This is a genomic window from Leisingera sp. CC-HEC096 (assembly GCF_059429235.1).
In genome coordinates, this window is sequence record NZ_JCAIJS010000001.1 from 87565 (window position 1) to 104350 (window position 16786).

General features: G+C 63.6%; 15 protein-coding genes. 11 read left to right on the forward strand and 4 right to left on the reverse strand.

Annotation, left to right across the window (positions count from 1 at the left end; genetic code table 11):
* Positions 1–128: 128 nt before the first annotated feature.
* Positions 129–1127, reverse strand: a complete 999-nt coding sequence (locus AC5STI_RS00385; RefSeq protein ID WP_495445184.1) for a DUF2125 domain-containing protein — start codon at positions 1125–1127, stop codon at positions 129–131.
* A 67-nt stretch (positions 1128–1194) separates the two neighbouring features.
* On the opposite strand from AC5STI_RS00385, the gene AC5STI_RS00390 reads away from it, so the two are divergent.
* The 3 genes from AC5STI_RS00390 to AC5STI_RS00400 all read left to right on the forward strand — a co-directional run bounded on the left by AC5STI_RS00390 (position 1195) and on the right by AC5STI_RS00400 (position 4839).
* Entirely contained in the window at positions 1195–1725 is a 531-nt protein-coding gene (locus AC5STI_RS00390; RefSeq protein ID WP_475050563.1) for a gamma-glutamylcyclotransferase, read from the forward strand.
* 78 nt (positions 1726–1803) lie between these two features.
* The gene (locus tag AC5STI_RS00395) at positions 1804–2994 is read left to right on the forward strand and encodes a biopolymer transporter ExbB (RefSeq protein WP_490398213.1); all 1191 of its coding nucleotides are present in this window, start codon (positions 1804–1806) and stop codon (positions 2992–2994) included.
* A 3-nt stretch (positions 2995–2997) separates the two neighbouring features.
* The gene (locus AC5STI_RS00400; RefSeq protein ID WP_495445185.1) at positions 2998–4839 is read left to right on the forward strand and encodes a peptidoglycan -binding protein; all 1842 of its coding nucleotides are present in this window, start codon (positions 2998–3000) and stop codon (positions 4837–4839) included.
* 356 nt (positions 4840–5195) lie between these two features.
* Here AC5STI_RS00400 and AC5STI_RS00405 read toward each other — a convergent pair whose 3' ends face one another.
* From AC5STI_RS00405 to gloB, 3 genes are all read right to left on the reverse strand, one after another.
* Positions 5196–6173: a M23 family metallopeptidase gene (locus tag AC5STI_RS00405; protein ID WP_475050569.1), complete on the reverse strand. Its 978-nt coding sequence runs from the start codon at positions 6171–6173 to the stop codon at positions 5196–5198.
* Complete coding sequence (gene clpA / locus AC5STI_RS00410) at positions 6173–8497, reverse strand: ATP-dependent Clp protease ATP-binding subunit ClpA (RefSeq protein ID WP_475050571.1); 2325 nt, start codon at positions 8495–8497, stop codon at positions 6173–6175. The genes AC5STI_RS00405 and clpA overlap by 1 nt, the downstream gene beginning before the upstream one ends.
* A gap of 176 nt (positions 8498–8673) precedes the next feature.
* Complete coding sequence (gene gloB / locus AC5STI_RS00415; RefSeq protein ID WP_495445186.1) at positions 8674–9447, reverse strand: hydroxyacylglutathione hydrolase; 774 nt, start codon at positions 9445–9447, stop codon at positions 8674–8676.
* A gap of 55 nt (positions 9448–9502) precedes the next feature.
* Here gloB and AC5STI_RS00420 point away from each other — a divergent pair, with 55 nt between their 5' ends.
* The 8 genes from AC5STI_RS00420 (at position 9503) to AC5STI_RS00455 (ending at position 16509) form a co-directional block, all read left to right on the forward strand.
* On the forward strand, positions 9503–10249 hold the full coding sequence (locus tag AC5STI_RS00420; RefSeq protein WP_475050575.1) for a class I SAM-dependent methyltransferase: 747 nt from the start codon (positions 9503–9505) through the stop codon (positions 10247–10249).
* 374 nt (positions 10250–10623) lie between these two features.
* Entirely contained in the window at positions 10624–11184 is a 561-nt protein-coding gene (locus tag AC5STI_RS00425; RefSeq protein ID WP_475050576.1) for a F0F1 ATP synthase subunit delta, read from the forward strand.
* Complete coding sequence (atpA, locus tag AC5STI_RS00430) at positions 11185–12723, forward strand: F0F1 ATP synthase subunit alpha (RefSeq protein ID WP_475050577.1); 1539 nt, start codon at positions 11185–11187, stop codon at positions 12721–12723.
* A gap of 15 nt (positions 12724–12738) precedes the next feature.
* Positions 12739–13614, forward strand: a complete 876-nt coding sequence (locus AC5STI_RS00435) for a F0F1 ATP synthase subunit gamma (protein ID WP_495445187.1) — start codon at positions 12739–12741, stop codon at positions 13612–13614.
* Positions 13615–13635: 21 nt separating this feature from the next.
* Positions 13636–15060: a F0F1 ATP synthase subunit beta gene (gene atpD, locus AC5STI_RS00440; protein WP_495445188.1), complete on the forward strand. Its 1425-nt coding sequence runs from the start codon at positions 13636–13638 to the stop codon at positions 15058–15060.
* A 55-nt stretch (positions 15061–15115) separates the two neighbouring features.
* Complete coding sequence (locus tag AC5STI_RS00445) at positions 15116–15529, forward strand: F0F1 ATP synthase subunit epsilon (protein ID WP_222507776.1); 414 nt, start codon at positions 15116–15118, stop codon at positions 15527–15529.
* 493 nt (positions 15530–16022) lie between these two features.
* Entirely contained in the window at positions 16023–16211 is a 189-nt protein-coding gene (locus AC5STI_RS00450; protein WP_495445189.1) for a hypothetical protein, read from the forward strand.
* Positions 16212–16308: 97 nt separating this feature from the next.
* On the forward strand, positions 16309–16509 hold the full coding sequence (locus AC5STI_RS00455; RefSeq protein ID WP_495445190.1) for a hypothetical protein: 201 nt from the start codon (positions 16309–16311) through the stop codon (positions 16507–16509).
* Positions 16510–16786 lie beyond the last annotated feature (277 nt).

Consider the following 16786-nt stretch of genomic DNA (forward strand, 5'->3'; position numbering starts at 1 on the left):
ACCCCTTGTCCATCTGGCTGAAAATATCCCGGAGCGCGAGGCAGAGCCTCGCACGCCCCAGGTCGCCTCAACGGTCCGCAGGCTGCTTCGGGCCGCCATTGCACGGCCCTTGACAGGCGGGGCCTTTGTCAGCGGATGATCAGCCGCGGCGCGTGTCCCAGGGGCAGCGGGCCGAGCGTGACATAGCCGTCCGAGAAACCCAGCGTGATATCAAGATGCCGCGGGTTGCCGCCGGCCTCTGCCAGCAGGCCCAGCACCCGCTCCACCGTGCCGCGCAAGGAAGGCGCCAGGGCGCCGGTGCGTTCTGCCATCAGAACAAGTCCGCGCCAGTTCTCCGCCTGCAAGGCGATCTCGCCTTCCGGCAGTCCGCGCTCATCCACCGTCAGCGTCCCCGCCGCCTTGAGCCGCAGGTCGCCCCAGCGGGCCTCCGCCAGTTTCAGGGTGATCCGCCGCGGCTGCGGCCGCTGCTGCTCCAGCGCCGACCGGTCCCAAGGCTTGTCAAAGGCAACCGTCGTCTCCAGCGCCAGCGCATCAAAACGCTCCGGCAGGGCAGAGCTGGCCGCCAGCAGCCGCCGCCAGGCCGCGCGCGGCGCAAACTCCCGGGCTTCGGCGGTGATCCGGTAGCTCTCGGGGCTGTCTGTTTGCACCATGCGCAGATCCAGCGCTGCGCCGCTCAGCACCGTCTCGCCGCTGCGCTCGATCCGCCAGGGGGCAGAGACCAGCGCCATGTCCTCCAGCTCCAGCGCCACGCCCGGCGCCAGGTTGAGGCTGGCCTGCAAGCCTTGCGCAGTGATCACCGCAGTCCGGTCGAAATACGAAAGCCGCTGCGCCGTGGCGGGAAAACGCAATGTCAGCCTACCGGGCCAGGCAGCCGGGTTTTCCAGCTCCAGCCAGTCCGCCCGCCAGGCAGTACCGGTGCCTGGGTCGGCCAGCGCCGGGCGCTGGATGCGGTTCAGGTGCCGCAGCGGATAACCGCTCGTTTCAAGCCCCGCAAACTCTGCCTGCCAGCCCTGCCGCTCCTGCTCGGCGAACCAGGATGCGATCCCTGTGCGCAAGCCCCAGGCTGCCGCCGGCCAGTACAGGCTCCACACCGCCGCAAGGGCGATCAGCAGTTTTGCCAGGCGCATCGGATAGCCTCTTTTGTCCGCAACAGGATTGCTGTTTATAGGGGGGGAGCAGAAAGGGCCAGACGACATGACCATGTGGGTTTTCGGATACGGATCACTTCTTTGGAACCCCGGTTTTCCGGTGGCCCGGCGCGAGGTGGCGGTGCTGCATGGCTATGCGCGTTCCTTCTGCATGACCTCGATCCACCACCGCGGCACAGAGGACCATCCGGGCCTGGTGCTGGCGCTGGATGAAACCGAAGGCGCCCACTGCAAGGGGCTGGCGCTGTCAGTGGAGCAAGGGCACGAGGAGCAGACCCTGGCGGAGCTGCGCGAGCGCGAACTGATCTCCTCGGCCTATCTGGAGCGCGACCTGGAGGTGGAGCTCGCGGATGGCTCATCGGTGACCGCCGTCACCTATGTGATCGACCCGCACCACGTGCAGTACTGCGGCGGCCTCAGCCTGGAGAAGCAGGCGCAGATCATCGCCCATGCGGTGGGCGGGCGCGGGCCTAACACCGAGTACCTTTATAACACCGCCGAACATCTGGCTGAGATCGGCCTGCATGACAGCGATCTCGACTGGCTGGCCGGCCGGGTGCGGGAAATCACCGCATAAAGCCTTGGCGCTTCTGACACTTTGCTTATAGGCTGCGAACGCAATAAGAGCAGTCAAAAGTGTCAGGAGCCAAGACGTATGGCGCAGCCAGACCGTAAGACCCGGCCGCAGTTCTCCCAGCCGGTGCGGCAGATCATCATGATGCTGATCGCACTCGGGCTCTCGGGCTTTGGCGCCTTTGTGGCGCTGCCGCGGGTGCTGCCGGTGTTTGAGGCCAATCCATGGCTCAACGGATTCATCGTCTTTGTGTTTGTGATCGGGGTGCTGGCCTGCTTCTGGCAGGTGGTGCAGCTCATTGGTTCGGTGCGCTGGATCGAACGCTTTGCCGCCGGCGACAGCCAGGAGCACCGCCGCCCGCCGTCGATGCTGGCACCGCTGGCCTCGCTCCTGGCGACGCGCAGCGCGCGGATGCAACTGGGCTCCGCTTCGACCCGCTCCATTCTGGACTCGGTCGCCAGCCGCATCGACGAGGACCGGGAAATCACCCGCTATATCGTCAACCTGCTGATCTTTCTGGGCCTTCTCGGCACCTTCTACGGCCTTGCCACCACTGTGCCCGCCGTCGTCGACACCATCCGCAGCCTGGCCCCGCAGGAAGGGGAGGAGGGGCTTTCCGTCTTCAACCGCCTGATGACGGGTCTTGAGGCGCAGCTGGGCGGCATGGGCGTGGCCTTTGCCTCGTCGCTCCTGGGCCTGGCCGGATCATTGATCGTAGGCCTTCTGGAACTCTTCGCAGGCCACGGCCAGAACCGCTTCTACCGCGAGCTGGAGGAATGGCTGTCCTCGATCACCCGCGTCAGCTTCTCCTCCGGCGAGGATGGCGCCAGCGACAGCGGTGTGGTCTCGCAGGTGCTCGACAATATGGCCGAGCAGATGGACGCGCTGCAAATGATGTTTGCCGAAACCTCCGAAGGCCGCGCGGCGGTGGACCGGAAACTTGGCGCGCTGGTGGAAACCATCCAGGAAATGAACCAGCGTCAGGAGCAGACCGGCACCATCACAGCGGCGCTGGACCGGGTTGCGGTGGGGCAGGAAGCGCTGACCGAGATCCTGCGCGCCCAGGGCGAACAGGGCGGTATCGACGCCGAAAGCCGGATGCGGCTGCGGTCGATCGACGTGCAGATGCTGCGCATCCTTGAAGAGATTTCAGCGGGCCGCCAGGAAAGCCTGGCCGAACTGCGCAAGGACATCGACCTGATGATCAAGGCCTTTGCCCGCCCGCGCGGCCTGTCGCGCGGGGGCTTGCCGGGCCGGGACGCGGGGGAATAACCGATGGCCCTTTCCCGGCGCACAGGGCAGCGGTTCCAGGCCTCGATCTGGCCTGGGTTTGTCGATGCGATGACCGGGTTGCTCCTGGTGCTGATGTTCGTGCTGACCATCTTCATGGTGGTCCAATTCGTTCTGCGCGAAACCATTACAGGCCAGGAAAGCGAGCTGGATGAACTGTCTGCCGAAGTTAGCGCGCTGGCCTCCGCGCTGGGTCTTGAAGAGCGTGAAAACAGCCGCCTGAACGCCCGGCTTGGGGCGCTGACTTCGACGCTCAACACCGCTGAACAAGACCTGGAACAGGCCCGCAGCCTGATCACCTCGCTGACCGCGGAACGCGACCGGCAGGCGGGCGAACTGGCCGAGGCCGCCAGCCGCATCACCAGTTTCGAGGCGCAGGTGGCCGCCCTGATCGCCAGCCGCGATGCGGCTCAGGCACGGGTCGCGGACCTGAGTGCTGAGCGTGAGAGCCTTGAGGCGGCCCGCGACGCATTGCTGAGTGAACAGGACGCGCTGAACCTGGCGCTGGCCCAGGCCCGCGGCGAGATTGATGCCCAGGCAGAGGCCGCCCGGGTGGCCGCGGCAGAGCGGGAGGCGATGGAGGCCCTGATCGCCAGCCTTGAGGCGGAGGAGGCCGCGAATTCCAAGGAAATAGCAGGTCTTCAGGAACAGCTGAGCGCCGAGGAAGCGGCCCGGATGGTGGAAGCCGCCGCCGCCGAAGCGCTGCGCGAAAAACTGCAATCGGCAGATGCCGAGCTCACCGCGATGACCCTGGCGCTGGAGGCGCAGCGGCAGGAGGCGGAGGACACCCTGACATTGCTCGCCGCAGCCGAGGCCGCAAAGAAGCAGCTGGACACACAATTGTCCGAACTGGAAGCAGCCCGTGCAGGCGCTGATGCCGAAGCGGGGCGGCTGGCGGCGGAGCTGGCAGAGGCTAAGGCCGCGCTGGCGGCGGCGGAAACCCAGGCAGGTGAGCTGGACGTGTTGCGCCAGCGGCTGCTGGCGGCCGTCGCCGCGCAGGAAACCGCAGAGGCCAGCGCCGCCGAGCAGATGAGCCGCGCCGAAGAACGCGCAGCCCTGCTGGCGCAGGCGCGCTCGGCGCTGTCGGAGGAACAGGCCCTGTCCGAGGAGGCCCGCCGCGAAACCGCACTGCTGAACCAGCAGGTGGCGGCGCTGCGCGAGCAACTGGGCGGGCTTCAGGCCATACTGGACGATTACCAGGCCCGCGACGCCGCCCAGCAGGTGCAGCTGCAGAACCTGGGTCAGGACCTGAACGCAGCCTTGGCCCGTGCCGCATCAGAGGAGCGCAGGCGGCGGCTGCTGGAGGAGCAGGAGCGCAAGCGGCTGGAAGCCGAAGCCGAAGCACTGGCCAGCAAGGCGCAGGATCTGGAGCGCTACCGGTCGGAGTTCTTTGGCCGTCTGCGCGACCTTTTGGGCACTCAGGAGGGCGTGCGCATTCAGGGCGACCGCTTTGTCTTTGCCTCCGAGGTGCTGTTCACCCCAGGCAGCGCCACCCTGTCGCCGGAGGGGCGGGTGGAAATCGCCAAGGTGGTGTCGATCCTGCAAAGCGTGGTGGCGGCGATCCCGCCGGAGATCAACTGGATCATCCGGGTTGACGGCCACACCGATGACACGTCTTTGGGGGCGCATCCGAAATTTGCCGATAACTGGGAGCTCAGCCAGGGGCGGGCGCTGTCGGTGGTGCGTTACATGGTGGAGGCGCTGGGGGTGCCGCCGTCGCGTCTGGCGGCCAACGGCTTTGGCGAGTACCAGCCGGTGAACCCGGCAGACACGCCTGCGGCGCGCGCGCAGAACCGCCGGATCGAGCTGAAATTCACCGAGAAATGACCGAAAGCATCGCGCCTGGCGCTTGGCTTGCGCTCAGGCCGCCGCCTGCGGGCGCGCGCGGGACCTGCGGCATGCGGCCGGCGGCAGGTGCAACCCGCTTCACTAATGGAGACAAGCTACTAGTTACACACGGGTTGCGGCCCCACCGGGCAGTAGGGCTCTTCTAAAACTATTGCGAACTCGGGAGTTATCAACTTTTCGTCGTGAAACGCCGCGCAAGGGGCGGTGGCTTCACCCGCACCCAGGGGGGCTCCCGCCCGGTGCCTGGCCGCCCCAGCGGGGCGCCCGCACCCGTTGGGCCGGGCATCTGCCGGGGCTGGCGCCCCGGCAGATGCGGAACCGCCTTTCATCCGGTGTCATTGCAAGGCGCCCGCCAGCGTCATGCTGCTGCTGAAACTGTCCACCTCGCTGCCGCCGCGCAGCAGCCGGGCCGTTCCGGTATAGCTGCCCGCAGGCCAGGACCCGCCGCGCAACCGGCGGCCGGCGGCGCGGAAGAACTGCGCCTGGTCCTTATTCAGGGCCTCGCTGTGGGCAACAAGCTCGCCGCCGGGGCCGGTCACCGTCAGCTCCAGCGTGTCGCCGGCCTGGCCGCCAAAGGCGTAGGCCCAGAACACAAAAGCCGGCGCATCCGCGGCCAGCGGCGCCTGGTCGGCAGTGCCGTCCTTAACGTCCTGGTATTGGGGAATGGCGGTGCTGAAGCCCGCGCCCAGCACCCCGCCGGGCTGGTAGGCCGGCGGATCGGCCCAGAGCGTCTGCCCGGACGGGCCGCCGCAGGTGCCCAAGCTGTCGGGGGCAAAGGGATCAACCACCGCGCCATCCTTGCGGACGGATAGATGCAGGTGCGGAAACTGGGTCTTGCCGGAGAGGCCAACCTCGCCCAGCACGTCGCCGGCCCTGACCTTCATCCCGCTTTGGACCCGGACCGAGCCGCGCTTCATGTGGCAATACTGGGTTTCCCAGCCGCCGCCGTGGCGCAGCACGACGCCGTTGCCGCATTCCCTGCCGTCGATCCCGTCCGCGTTTGCATCCGTCGCGTACTGATCCGGCATTGTATTGCGGGTGCCGAGCACAACACCATCTGCGGCGGCAAGCACCGCGGCACCGGACCGCATGTCCGCGAGATAGGGCAGGGCGATATCCGTCCCCTTGTGGCCCTCATAGCTAAGGGTGCCGCAGGTGAAATCCGCAGCCCCCGGTCCCGGATCATGGTCCACGAACTGCTGGATATGGCAGTCCTGGCCCAAGGTGCAGTCCAGCGGGAACTGCAAACGAAAATCGCCCGCCGCGGCGGGCGCGGCGAGCGATATAGCAATCAGAAGCCCTGCAGGGCGCATCAGTCCGCGGTCAGCAGCGGCGGCTTGTCGCCGGAAATCCGCGGGTTGCTAGGGCCTTCCAGGCGCAGTTCCAGCTTGCCGTCCTTGATACCGACCTTGACGACACCGCCTTTGGTCAGCTTGCCAAAGAGCAGCTCCTCGGCCAGCGGCTTCTTGATGTGCTCCTGGATCACCCGGCCCAGAGGCCGCGCGCCCATGCGGTCGTCGTAGCCCTTGTCGGCCAGCCATTCGGCTGCCTTGCGGGTCAGCTCGATCGAGACATTGCGGTCCATCAGCTGCGCTTCCAGCTGCAGGACGAACTTCTCGACCACCTGCAGGATCACCTCCTTGCCCAACGGCGCGAAGGAGATCACCGCGTCCAGACGGTTGCGGAACTCCGGCGTGAAGGTGCGCTCGATGGCGGCGGTGTCCTCGCCCTCGCGGCGGTCGCGGCCAAAGCCGATGGCGGCCTTTGCCATGTCAGAGGCGCCCGCGTTGGAGGTCATGATCAGGATCACGTTGCGGAAGTTCACGGTCCGGCCGTTGTGGTCGGTCAGCTGGCCGTTGTCCATCACCTGCAGCAGGATGTTGTAGACATCCGGATGCGCCTTCTCGATCTCGTCAAGCAGCAGCACGCAGTGCGGGTGCTGGTCGACACCGTCGGTCAGCAGGCCGCCCTGGTCGAAACCGACATAGCCCGGAGGCGCGCCGATCAGGCGGGAGACCGCGTGTTTCTCCATGTACTCGGACATGTCAAACCGCAGCAGCTCAACGCCCAGCTGGTCTGCCAGCTGCTTGGCCACCTCGGTCTTGCCGACGCCGGTGGGGCCTGCAAAGAGGTAGTTGCCAATCGGCTTCTCCGGTTCGCGCAGGCCGGCACGGGCCAGCTTGATGGCGCTCGACAGGGCGGTGATTGCATCGTCCTGGCCGAAGACCACGCGCTTCAGCGACTTCTCCAGATCCTTCAGCACCTCGGCATCGTCCTTGGAGACGTTCTTGGGCGGAATGCGGGCGATTTTCGCCACCACAGCCTCGATCTCCTTGACGCCGATGGTCTTGCGGCGCTTGCTTTCGATGATCAGATGCTGCGCGGCGCCGGCCTCGTCGATGACGTCGATGGCCTTGTCCGGCAGCTTGCGGTCGTTGATGTAGCGCGCCGACAGCTCCACCGCGGTCTTGATCGCGTCGCCGGTGAACTTGATGCCGTGATGCTCCTCGAAATAGGGTTTCAGCCCCTTCAGGATCTCGATGGAGTCTTCCACCGACGGCTCGTTCACGTCGATCTTCTGGAACCGGCGGGACAGGGCGCGGTCCTTCTCGAAGTGCTGGCGGAACTCCTTGTAGGTGGTGGAGCCCATGGTGCGCAGCTTGCCGCCCTGCAGCGCAGGTTTCAGCAGGTTGGACGCATCCATGGCGCCGCCGGAGGTGGCACCTGCACCGATCACGGTGTGGATCTCGTCAATGAACAGCACCGCGTCCGGGTGCTCCTCCAGCTCGGAGACCACGGCCTTCAGCCGTTCCTCGAAATCGCCGCGGTAGCGGGTGCCGGCCAGCAATGCGCCCATGTCGAGCGAGTAAATGGTGGTTTCCGACAGGATATCCGGGGTTTCACCGGAGACGATGCGGCGCGCCAGACCCTCGGCGATGGCGGTCTTGCCAACGCCGGGGTCGCCCACCAGCAGCGGGTTGTTCTTGCGGCGGCGGCACAGCACCTGGATGCAGCGCTCCACCTCGTGATCGCGGCCGATCAGCGGGTCGATGTCGCCATCGCGGGACTTGGCGTTCAGGTCGACGCAGTATTTCGCCAGCGCGCTTTCCTTCTTCTCGCCTTCGGGCGCGGTGGTCAGGTTGTCTTCTTCCTGATCCGTCGCGCCGGTGACCGGACGGGATTCCCCATAGGCCGGGTCCTTGGCAACGCCGTGGGCGATGAAGTTCACCGCGTCATAACGGGTCATCTCCTGGTCCTGCAGGAAGTAGGCGGCATCGCTTTCGCGCTCGGCAAAGATCGCCACCAGCACATTGGCGCCTGTCACCTCGGTCCGGCCGGAGCTTTGAACGTGGATCGCGGCGCGCTGGATAACGCGCTGGAAGGCGGCGGTCGGCACCGCCTCGGATCCGTCTATGTCGGTGACCAGATTGGCAAGATCCTCATCCACGAATTCCACCAGGGAGGATCGCAATTCGGTCAGGTCGACACTGCAGGCGCGCATCACGCGGGCCGCGTCGGGCTCGTCGATCAGGGCCAGAAGCAGATGTTCCAGGGTTGCGAATTCATGACGGCGTTCATTCGCCAGCGCCAGCGCTGCGTGAATGGCCTGTTCCAGGGTGCTCGAGAATGAAGGCACGGGCGTGCTCCTCTGATCTTGGGTTGGCCGGCGGGGCGGTATTAACCAACCCCTCAGTTCAACCATGTGCTTATATGGTTAGAGTTTGGTTGATAGCGCGCCGGCTTCAAGGGCTTTTCTTCATTTTGGGGTCACAATTATTTTCTCCCTGTGGCGCCGTGATGCCCTTGAACTGCTCAGAAATTGTCCTTTCGCTTGCGGATTTCGGCGAAAACTGCTGCGTCTTCAGCATCTTCCATGCCCAGATGCGCTCTCACGGCACTGTCACCCGCGCGCAGGAAAGGATTGGTCCCGAGTTCCAGCTGCAGGGACGAAGGCACTGTCGGGACGCCGTTTTCACGGGCCTTTGCGATATCCCTGATGCGATCCTGCAACGCCGGGTTGCCCGGGTCCACGGTGACCGCAAATGCACCGTTGGACCGGGTGTATTCATGCCCTGAGTAAACCATAGTTTGCGGCGGCAGCGCGGCAAGACGCGACAGGCTGGCCCACATCTGCTGCGGCGTGCCCTCAAACAGCCGCCCGCATCCCAGCGCCATCAGGCTGTCTGCGGTGAACACGGCTTCAGCGCCGGGAATGTAATAGGCGATGTGGCCCACCGTGTGGCCGGAGACATCCATCACCTGCACCTCTTCGCCCAGCAAGGAGAATGCACCGCCATCCTCGACCGCCATGTCCAGCGGCGGCAGCCGGTGCGCGTCTGCCTTGGCGCCAACCACCTTGGCGCCATAAGCATCCCGCAGCTCTGCCACGCCATCCACATGGTCCCAGTGGTGGTGGGTCAGCAGGATCCAGTCCAGCCCCCAGCCGCGTTCCGCCAGCGCGGCCTTGACCGCACCGGCTTCGGGCGCATCCACCAGCGCGGTCTCGCCCGAGCCCGGATTATGGATCAAAAAGGCATAGTTATCGGACAGGCAGGGCAGGGTGATGATCTCAAGAGGCATGGTCATTCGCCTTTACATTGCTAAACTGCGCCCAGATTGGCCGAAGCAGCAGGCGCCCGCAATGCATCTTGATGTTCAGGATCTGAGGAACTTCTATTACCGCAGCACGCTGGGCCGCGCGGCGCAGGCGTCGATCCGCGGCCGCCTGCTGGAGCTGTGGCCGGAAGCCGAGGGGCTGACGGTTGCGGGCTTCGGCTTTGCTGCGCCGCTCTTGCGCCCCTACCTGCCTGAGGCGCGCCGGGTGATGGCGCTGATGCCGGGGCCGCAGGGGGTAATGCAGTGGCCTGCGGGGATGCCCAATGTCTCGGTCCTGTGCGAGGAGACCAGCTGGCCCATCGACACTGGCCGGGTTGACCGGCTGGTGGTGCTGCACGGTCTGGAAACCTCCGAACGCCCGTCCCGCCTGCTGGAGGAATGCTGGCGGGTCTTGGGGCCGGGCGGGCGGGCGATTTTCATCGTGCCGAACCGGGCCGGGTTCTGGGCGCGCTCGGATCTGACCCCTTTCGGCTACGGCCGCCCCTACACGCTGCGCCAGCTCGAAGGCCAGCTGCGCGAGCATCAGTTCGCTATCGAGCAGCACACCGCGGCGCTTTACCGGCTGCCCAGCCACAAGCGGTTCTGGCTCAAATCCGGCGCCATGCTGGAAAAGATGGGCCGCAAACTGCCCGCGATGCTGGCCGGCGGGGTGTTCATGGTCGAGGTCAGCAAGCAGACCTACCCGCAAAAGGGCCACATGATCCGCACCAAGACCCCCAGCCGCATCCGGGTGCTGGAGGGGCTGTCCAACCCGATGCCCGAACCGGCCTGACGTCGCGGCCGCGGATTTCGATTCCCTGAAACTGCCCAAGTGGCCCCATGACCGCGCCAAAAGCGGCCTCAGCACCGATATGTGACGTTTTTTGGCGCAAATGCCGCTTTCCGGAATCGCAAAATTCTGCAGTTCAGCCGCACTTTTTTAATTACCGACTGTGGTCAAAGGGCCGCACTTCCCGCAAGTCATTGAAAACACGTGAAACATGCTTTCATCTGTTACCGTTATAGGCAGTTGATAGGTCGCATCCGCTCTGCTAGACCCACGCTGATTTCAACGCCCCGCTGCCAATGGGGGATGACTCACGCCCCCGGACGCCTCCTGAAGCCAGGTATGCCAACCGGGGCCAAAAACATATCGGAAGGGTGGACGTGTCCGAACCAGCTTCGATTTCTGCAGGCATTGCTGCGCGCTATGCCACGGCGGTGTTCGACATCGCTGAAGAAAACAAGGCGCTCGACAGCCTTGAAACCAGCATCAATGACCTGGCAGCCGCGCTGGCTGACAGCAAAGACCTCAACAGCCTGATCCACTCGCCGCTCGTGTCGCGCGAAGAGCAGGGCGCCGCGATCACCGCGGTGGCAGACAAGATGGGCCTGGAGCCCGTCCTGCGCAATACCCTTGCCCTGATGGCCGACAAACGCCGCCTGTTCGTGGTGCCCGCGATGATCGAGGCGCTGCGCGCCCGCCTGGCCGAAGCCCGCGGCGAAGTCACCGCCGAAGTGGTGTCCGCCAAGGCGCTGACCAAGACCCAGAGCGAAAAGCTGGCCAAGACTTTGGCTGAGCGCGTGGGCAAGAAAGTCACCATCAATGCCACCGTCGATGCGTCCATCATCGGCGGTCTCGTCGTTAAAGTGGGCTCGAAGATGATCGACAGCTCGATCCGCTCCAAGCTCAACTCCCTACAGAATGCAATGAAAGAGGTCGGATAAATGGGTATCCAAGCAGCAGAGATTTCTGCGATCCTGAAAGACCAGATCAAGAATTTTGGTCAAGAAGCCGAAGTGGCAGAAATCGGCCGCGTGCTGTCCGTTGGTGACGGTATTGCCCGCGTTTACGGCCTCGACAATGTTCAGGCCGGTGAAATGGTCGAATTCCCCGGCGGCATCATGGGCATGGCGCTGAACCTGGAAAACGACAACGTCGGTGTGGTTATCTTCGGCTCCGACCGCGACATTAAAGAAGGCGACACCGTCAAGCGCACCAACTCGATCGTGGACGTTCCGGCCGGCCCCGAGCTGCTGGGCCGCGTTGTCGACGGTCTGGGCAACCCGCTGGACGGCAAGGGCCCGATCAACGCCTCCCAGCGTCTGGTTGCAGACGTCAAGGCGCCCGGCATCATCCCGCGTAAATCGGTGCACGAGCCGATGGCAACCGGCCTCAAGTCCGTTGACGCGATGATCCCGATCGGCCGCGGCCAGCGTGAGCTGATCATCGGCGACCGTCAGACCGGTAAAACCGCCGTGGCTCTGGACACCATCCTGAACCAGAAAACCTACAACGACGCCGCAGGCGACGACGAGTCCAAGAAACTGTACTGCGTCTACGTTGCTGTCGGCCAGAAGCGTTCGACCGTTGCCCAGCTGGTGAAGAAGCTGGAAGAAGCCGGCGCGATGGAATACTCCATCGTCGTGGCCGCAACCGCGTCCGACCCGGCGCCGCTGCAGTTCCTGGCGCCCTACGCCGCAACCGCGATGGCCGAATACTTCCGCGACAACGGCAAGCACGCGCTGATCATCTATGATGACCTGTCCAAGCAGGCCGTGGCCTACCGCCAGATGTCCCTGCTGCTGCGCCGTCCGCCGGGACGTGAAGCCTATCCGGGCGACGTTTTCTACCTGCACTCCCGCCTGCTGGAGCGTTCGGCCAAGCTGAACGAAGACTTCGGCGCCGGCTCGCTGACCGCTCTGCCGGTTATTGAGACCCAGGGCGGCGACGTGTCCGCGTTTATTCCGACCAACGTGATCTCGATCACCGACGGCCAGATCTTCCTGGAAACCGAACTGTTCTACCAGGGCATCCGCCCCGCCGTGAACACCGGTCTGTCGGTTTCGCGCGTGGGCTCCTCGGCCCAGACCAACGCGATGAAGACCGTTGCAGGCCCGGTGAAACTGTCGCTGGCCCAGTACCGCGAGATGGCGGCCTTTGCTCAGTTCGGCTCCGACCTCGACGCCGCCACCCAGCAGCTGCTGGCCCGTGGCGCCCGTCTGACCGAGCTGATGAAGCAGCCGCAGTACTCGCCGCTGACCAACGCGGAAATCGTCTGCGTCATCTTCGCCGGCACCAACGGCTACCTCGACAAGGTCGACCTCAAGGACGTCGGCCGCTGGGAAGCCGGTCTGCTGGCGCACATGCGCGGCAAAGGCAAAGAGACCCTGGACTGGATCACCAACGAAGATCCCAAGATCAAGGGCGACGCCGCTGACAAACTCAAGGCTGCGATCGACGAATACGCCGCCACCTTCGCATAAGGAGAGAGTCGGGACATGCCTTCTCTCAAGGACCTTAAAAACAGGATCGAGTCGGTCAAATCGACCCGCAAGATCACCAAAGCCATGCAAATGGTGGCCGCGGCGAAACTTCGCCGCGCCCAGGAAGCTGCCGAGGATTCCCGGCCCTACGCCAAGCGGTTCAACGCCGTGATGGCGGGGCTGGCGGCCTCGGTCGGCGGTTCCGACTCCGCGCCCAAGCTGCTCCGCGGCACCGGCTCGGACCAGGTGCACCTGCTGGTCGTGATGACTGCCGAGCGCGGTCTGTGCGGCGGCTTCAACTCGAACATTGCCAAGCTCGCCCGCCAGAAGGCGGCCGAGCTGAAGGCCGCGGGCAAGACGGTCAAGATCCTGACCGTCGGCAAAAAGGGCCGCGATGCCCTCAAGCGCGACCTGGGCGATGATTTCGTCGGCCATGTGGACCTCAGCGAAGTCAAGCGCGTCGGCTATGCCAACGCGCAGGCGATCGCCAAGGACATCCTGACCCGGTTCGATGCTGGTGAATTCGACGTTGCCACGATCTTCTACTCGGAGTTCGTCAACGTGGTGACCCAGATCCCGACCGCGCAGCAGATCATCCCGGCTTCGTTTGAAGCTGAGGAAGGCGAGAGCTCTGGCGCTGTCTATGACTATGAACCCGGCGAAGAGCAGATCCTGGCGGACCTGCTGCCGCGCGGCGTGGCGACCCAGATCTTCTCGGGCCTGCTTGAAAACGGTGCATCCGAACAGGGTGCCCGGATGAGCGCGATGGACAACGCGACCCGCAACGCGGGCGAGATGATCGACAAGCTGACCATCGAGTTCAACCGGTCGCGCCAAGCCGTGATCACCAACGAGCTGATTGAAATCATTTCGGGCGCTGAGGCGCTCTAAGAGACAACCGGAGACCAACAAATGGCACAAGCAAAAGGCAAGGTGACCCAGATCATCGGCGCCGTTGTGGACGTCCAGTTCGACGACCACCTGCCCGCAATTCTGAACGCGCTGCACACCGAGAACGAGGGTAAGACCCTGGTTCTGGAAGTGGCCCAGCACCTCGGCGAAAACACCGTCCGCACCATCGCAATGGACGCAACCGAAGGCCTGGTCCGCGGCCGGGAAGTCGCCGACACCGGCGCCCCGATCTCGATCCCGGTCGGCAACGCAACCCTGGGCCGCATCCTGAACGTCGTCGGTGAGCCGGTGGACGAAAAGGGCCCGGTCACCGCGACCGAGACCCGCGCCATCCACCAGCCCGCGCCCGAGTTCAGCGACCAGTCGACCGAGTCCGAAGTCCTGGTGACCGGCATTAAGGTGATCGACCTGCTGGCGCCTTACTCCAAGGGCGGCAAGATCGGCCTGTTCGGCGGCGCCGGCGTGGGCAAGACCGTTCTGATCATGGAACTGATCAACAACATCGCAAAAGTGCACTCCGGCTACTCGGTGTTCGCGGGTGTTGGCGAGCGGACCCGTGAAGGCAACGACCTGTACTGGGAAATGATCGAATCCAACGTGATCAAGCCGGACAACCTGGAAGAATCCCAGGTGGCCCTGGTTTACGGTCAGATGAACGAGCCTCCGGGAGCCCGTGCCCGCGTTGCGCTGACCGGCCTGACCCTGGCCGAACAGTTCCGCGACCAGTCCGGCACCGACGTTCTGTTCTTCGTGGACAACATCTTCCGCTTCACCCAGGCAGGCTCGGAAGTGTCCGCGCTGCTCGGCCGTATCCCCTCCGCTGTGGGCTACCAGCCGACCCTGGCAACCGACATGGGCGCCATGCAGGAGCGTATTACCTCCACCAAGAACGGCTCGATCACCTCGATCCAGGCCGTCTACGTTCCCGCGGACGACCTTACCGACCCGGCACCGGCAACCACCTTTGCCCACCTGGACGCGACCACCGTTCTTAACCGTGCGATCTCCGAGCTGGGCATCTACCCGGCCGTGGACCCGCTGGACTCCACCTCGCGTCTGATGGACCCGGCGATCGTTGGCGAAGAGCACTATGCGGTTGCTTCCGACGTTCAGCAGATCCTCCAGCGCTACAAGTCGCTGCAGGACATCATCGCCATCCTCGGCATGGACGAACTGTCGGAAGAGGACAAGCTGACTGTTGCGCGTGCGCGTAAGATCCAGCGTTTCCTGTCCCAGCCGTTCGACGTTGCGAAGGTCTTCACCGGCTCCGACGGTGTCCAGGTTCCGCTGGAAGACACCATCTCGTCGTTCAAGGCTGTTGTGGCCGGCGAATACGACCACCTGCCCGAAGGCGCCTTCTACATGGTTGGCGGCATCGACGAAGTGATCGCCAAAGCCGAGAAGATGGCTGCGGAAGCCGCCTAAGAACGGATTTTCCCCCGCGCCTTTGCGTGCGGGGGAACCCTGAAAGGAGGCCCCAATGGCACAAACGATGCAATTCGACCTCGTGAGCCCCGAGCGCGCCCTGGCGTCGCTGCAGGCCAGCGCGGTTCAGATCCCCGGAGCCGAGGGTGACATGACGGCGATGCCTCAGCACGCGCCGACCATCACCACCCTGCGCCCCGGCGTGCTGAAGGTCGAAAGCCCGGAAGGCAACTCGGAGTATCTGGTGACCGGCGGTTTTGCCGAAATCGCAGGCGACAGCCTGTCGGTTCTGGCCGAACGCGCGATCCCGATGGCCGAGATGACCCGCGATCAGATGAACGCGCTGATCGAGGAAGCCCGCGAGATGTACAAGACCGCGAAAGAGGAAGACCAGCCGCACGGCCTGGTCGAGGACGCAGCCAAGCTGCTGGCCGACATGGAAGCCCTGGGCACCCATATGTCCCTCTGATCCAAACGCGGATTGGACGAATTGAAACCGGCTCCCTTTGGGGGCCGGTTTTTTGTTGGTAGACACTTAACGTTTTCCTAGCCGGAGTTTTGCCAAAACTCTGGGGCCCATCTGCCGATCCGGCGTTTTTTGTCACAAGCGGGGTTGCCCAACTCGCCAATTCCCTCAGGGGATCCAAAACGAGAACATATCCACTGTGTTGGATAAACAGCCCTCTCAGGCGTTATTTTGAAAAGTAGCTGGGGGTGGGGTGGTGATTATTATCCCCCGCTAATTCAGCCCTCTCAGGCGCGCTCCGGAGATATTCCATTTTTTGGTGTTGTCAAACCAATTTGAATCACCTAAAACGTAGAAAGCCGCAGACTCCGGCAAGAGTCTGCGGCGTAAATCAAACGCCGTTACGGGGCGAAAGATCAGTAGTTGTAGGGCTTATTACCCGTTTTTAGCCTTTCTAGTCAACCCCGCAGCGGCTCCAAACTTAAGGAGCGCTTTCATGCGTATCGACTACAGACGACCCAGCAAGAAGCTCACTTTCAATGATGCGGTGAAAATTTGGCGAAGGATCAAACAGGGGGAGTTCCAGAACCGGATCGCCGCTGATTTCGATGTAAACCCAGGTAGAATAAGCGATATCAAGATGGGGCGCCTGCATCCAGGAAGTGAGTTCGCTGCTTGTAGCTAAGCGACGGCCTTTCGAGGGGGAGCTTAGGTTCCCTCTTTTCTCTGTGGGTGGGACTGTTGAGTTGGTGCCATTTTTGAAGTTTGGCAAAGGAAAATAAGTGAGCATCGAGGAAAAAATCGAGCAATTGTGGGAGGCATGGTCGCGGATTCGCGGAAGTAAGGATATAATTTCCACTGAAATTGGTTCTGCATTGACTGATGAAATCCAAAGCGACCTTGAGGATTTGTTCGAGGCAGTGGATAGGATGTGTTCGGATCTCCCAAAGCCTGAATACGTCTTTAGTCCACCCGGCCTGTAAGGGTACTAGTAAGGTGCGGACCCATGCCTGAGGTGAAATGCTCGCGCTGCGGATAGGGGTGTGAGCTGTCCAAAGCCTTACGTGAGGGCAAGAAGGTTTTTTGTCAAATCTTGACGCTTCGAATGCTCAACGCTGTTTCCGGTCTGCCTTGCGTCCGATTGGAAATCGGGTGAACCTTAGGGCCATAGTGGGCCTTTAAGATTCGGCCTTGGTTTCAAATTTGACCTTGGGCCATGACGTGGTGAATGGCGTAGCTGTGAGTTAATCTCTTCATCCT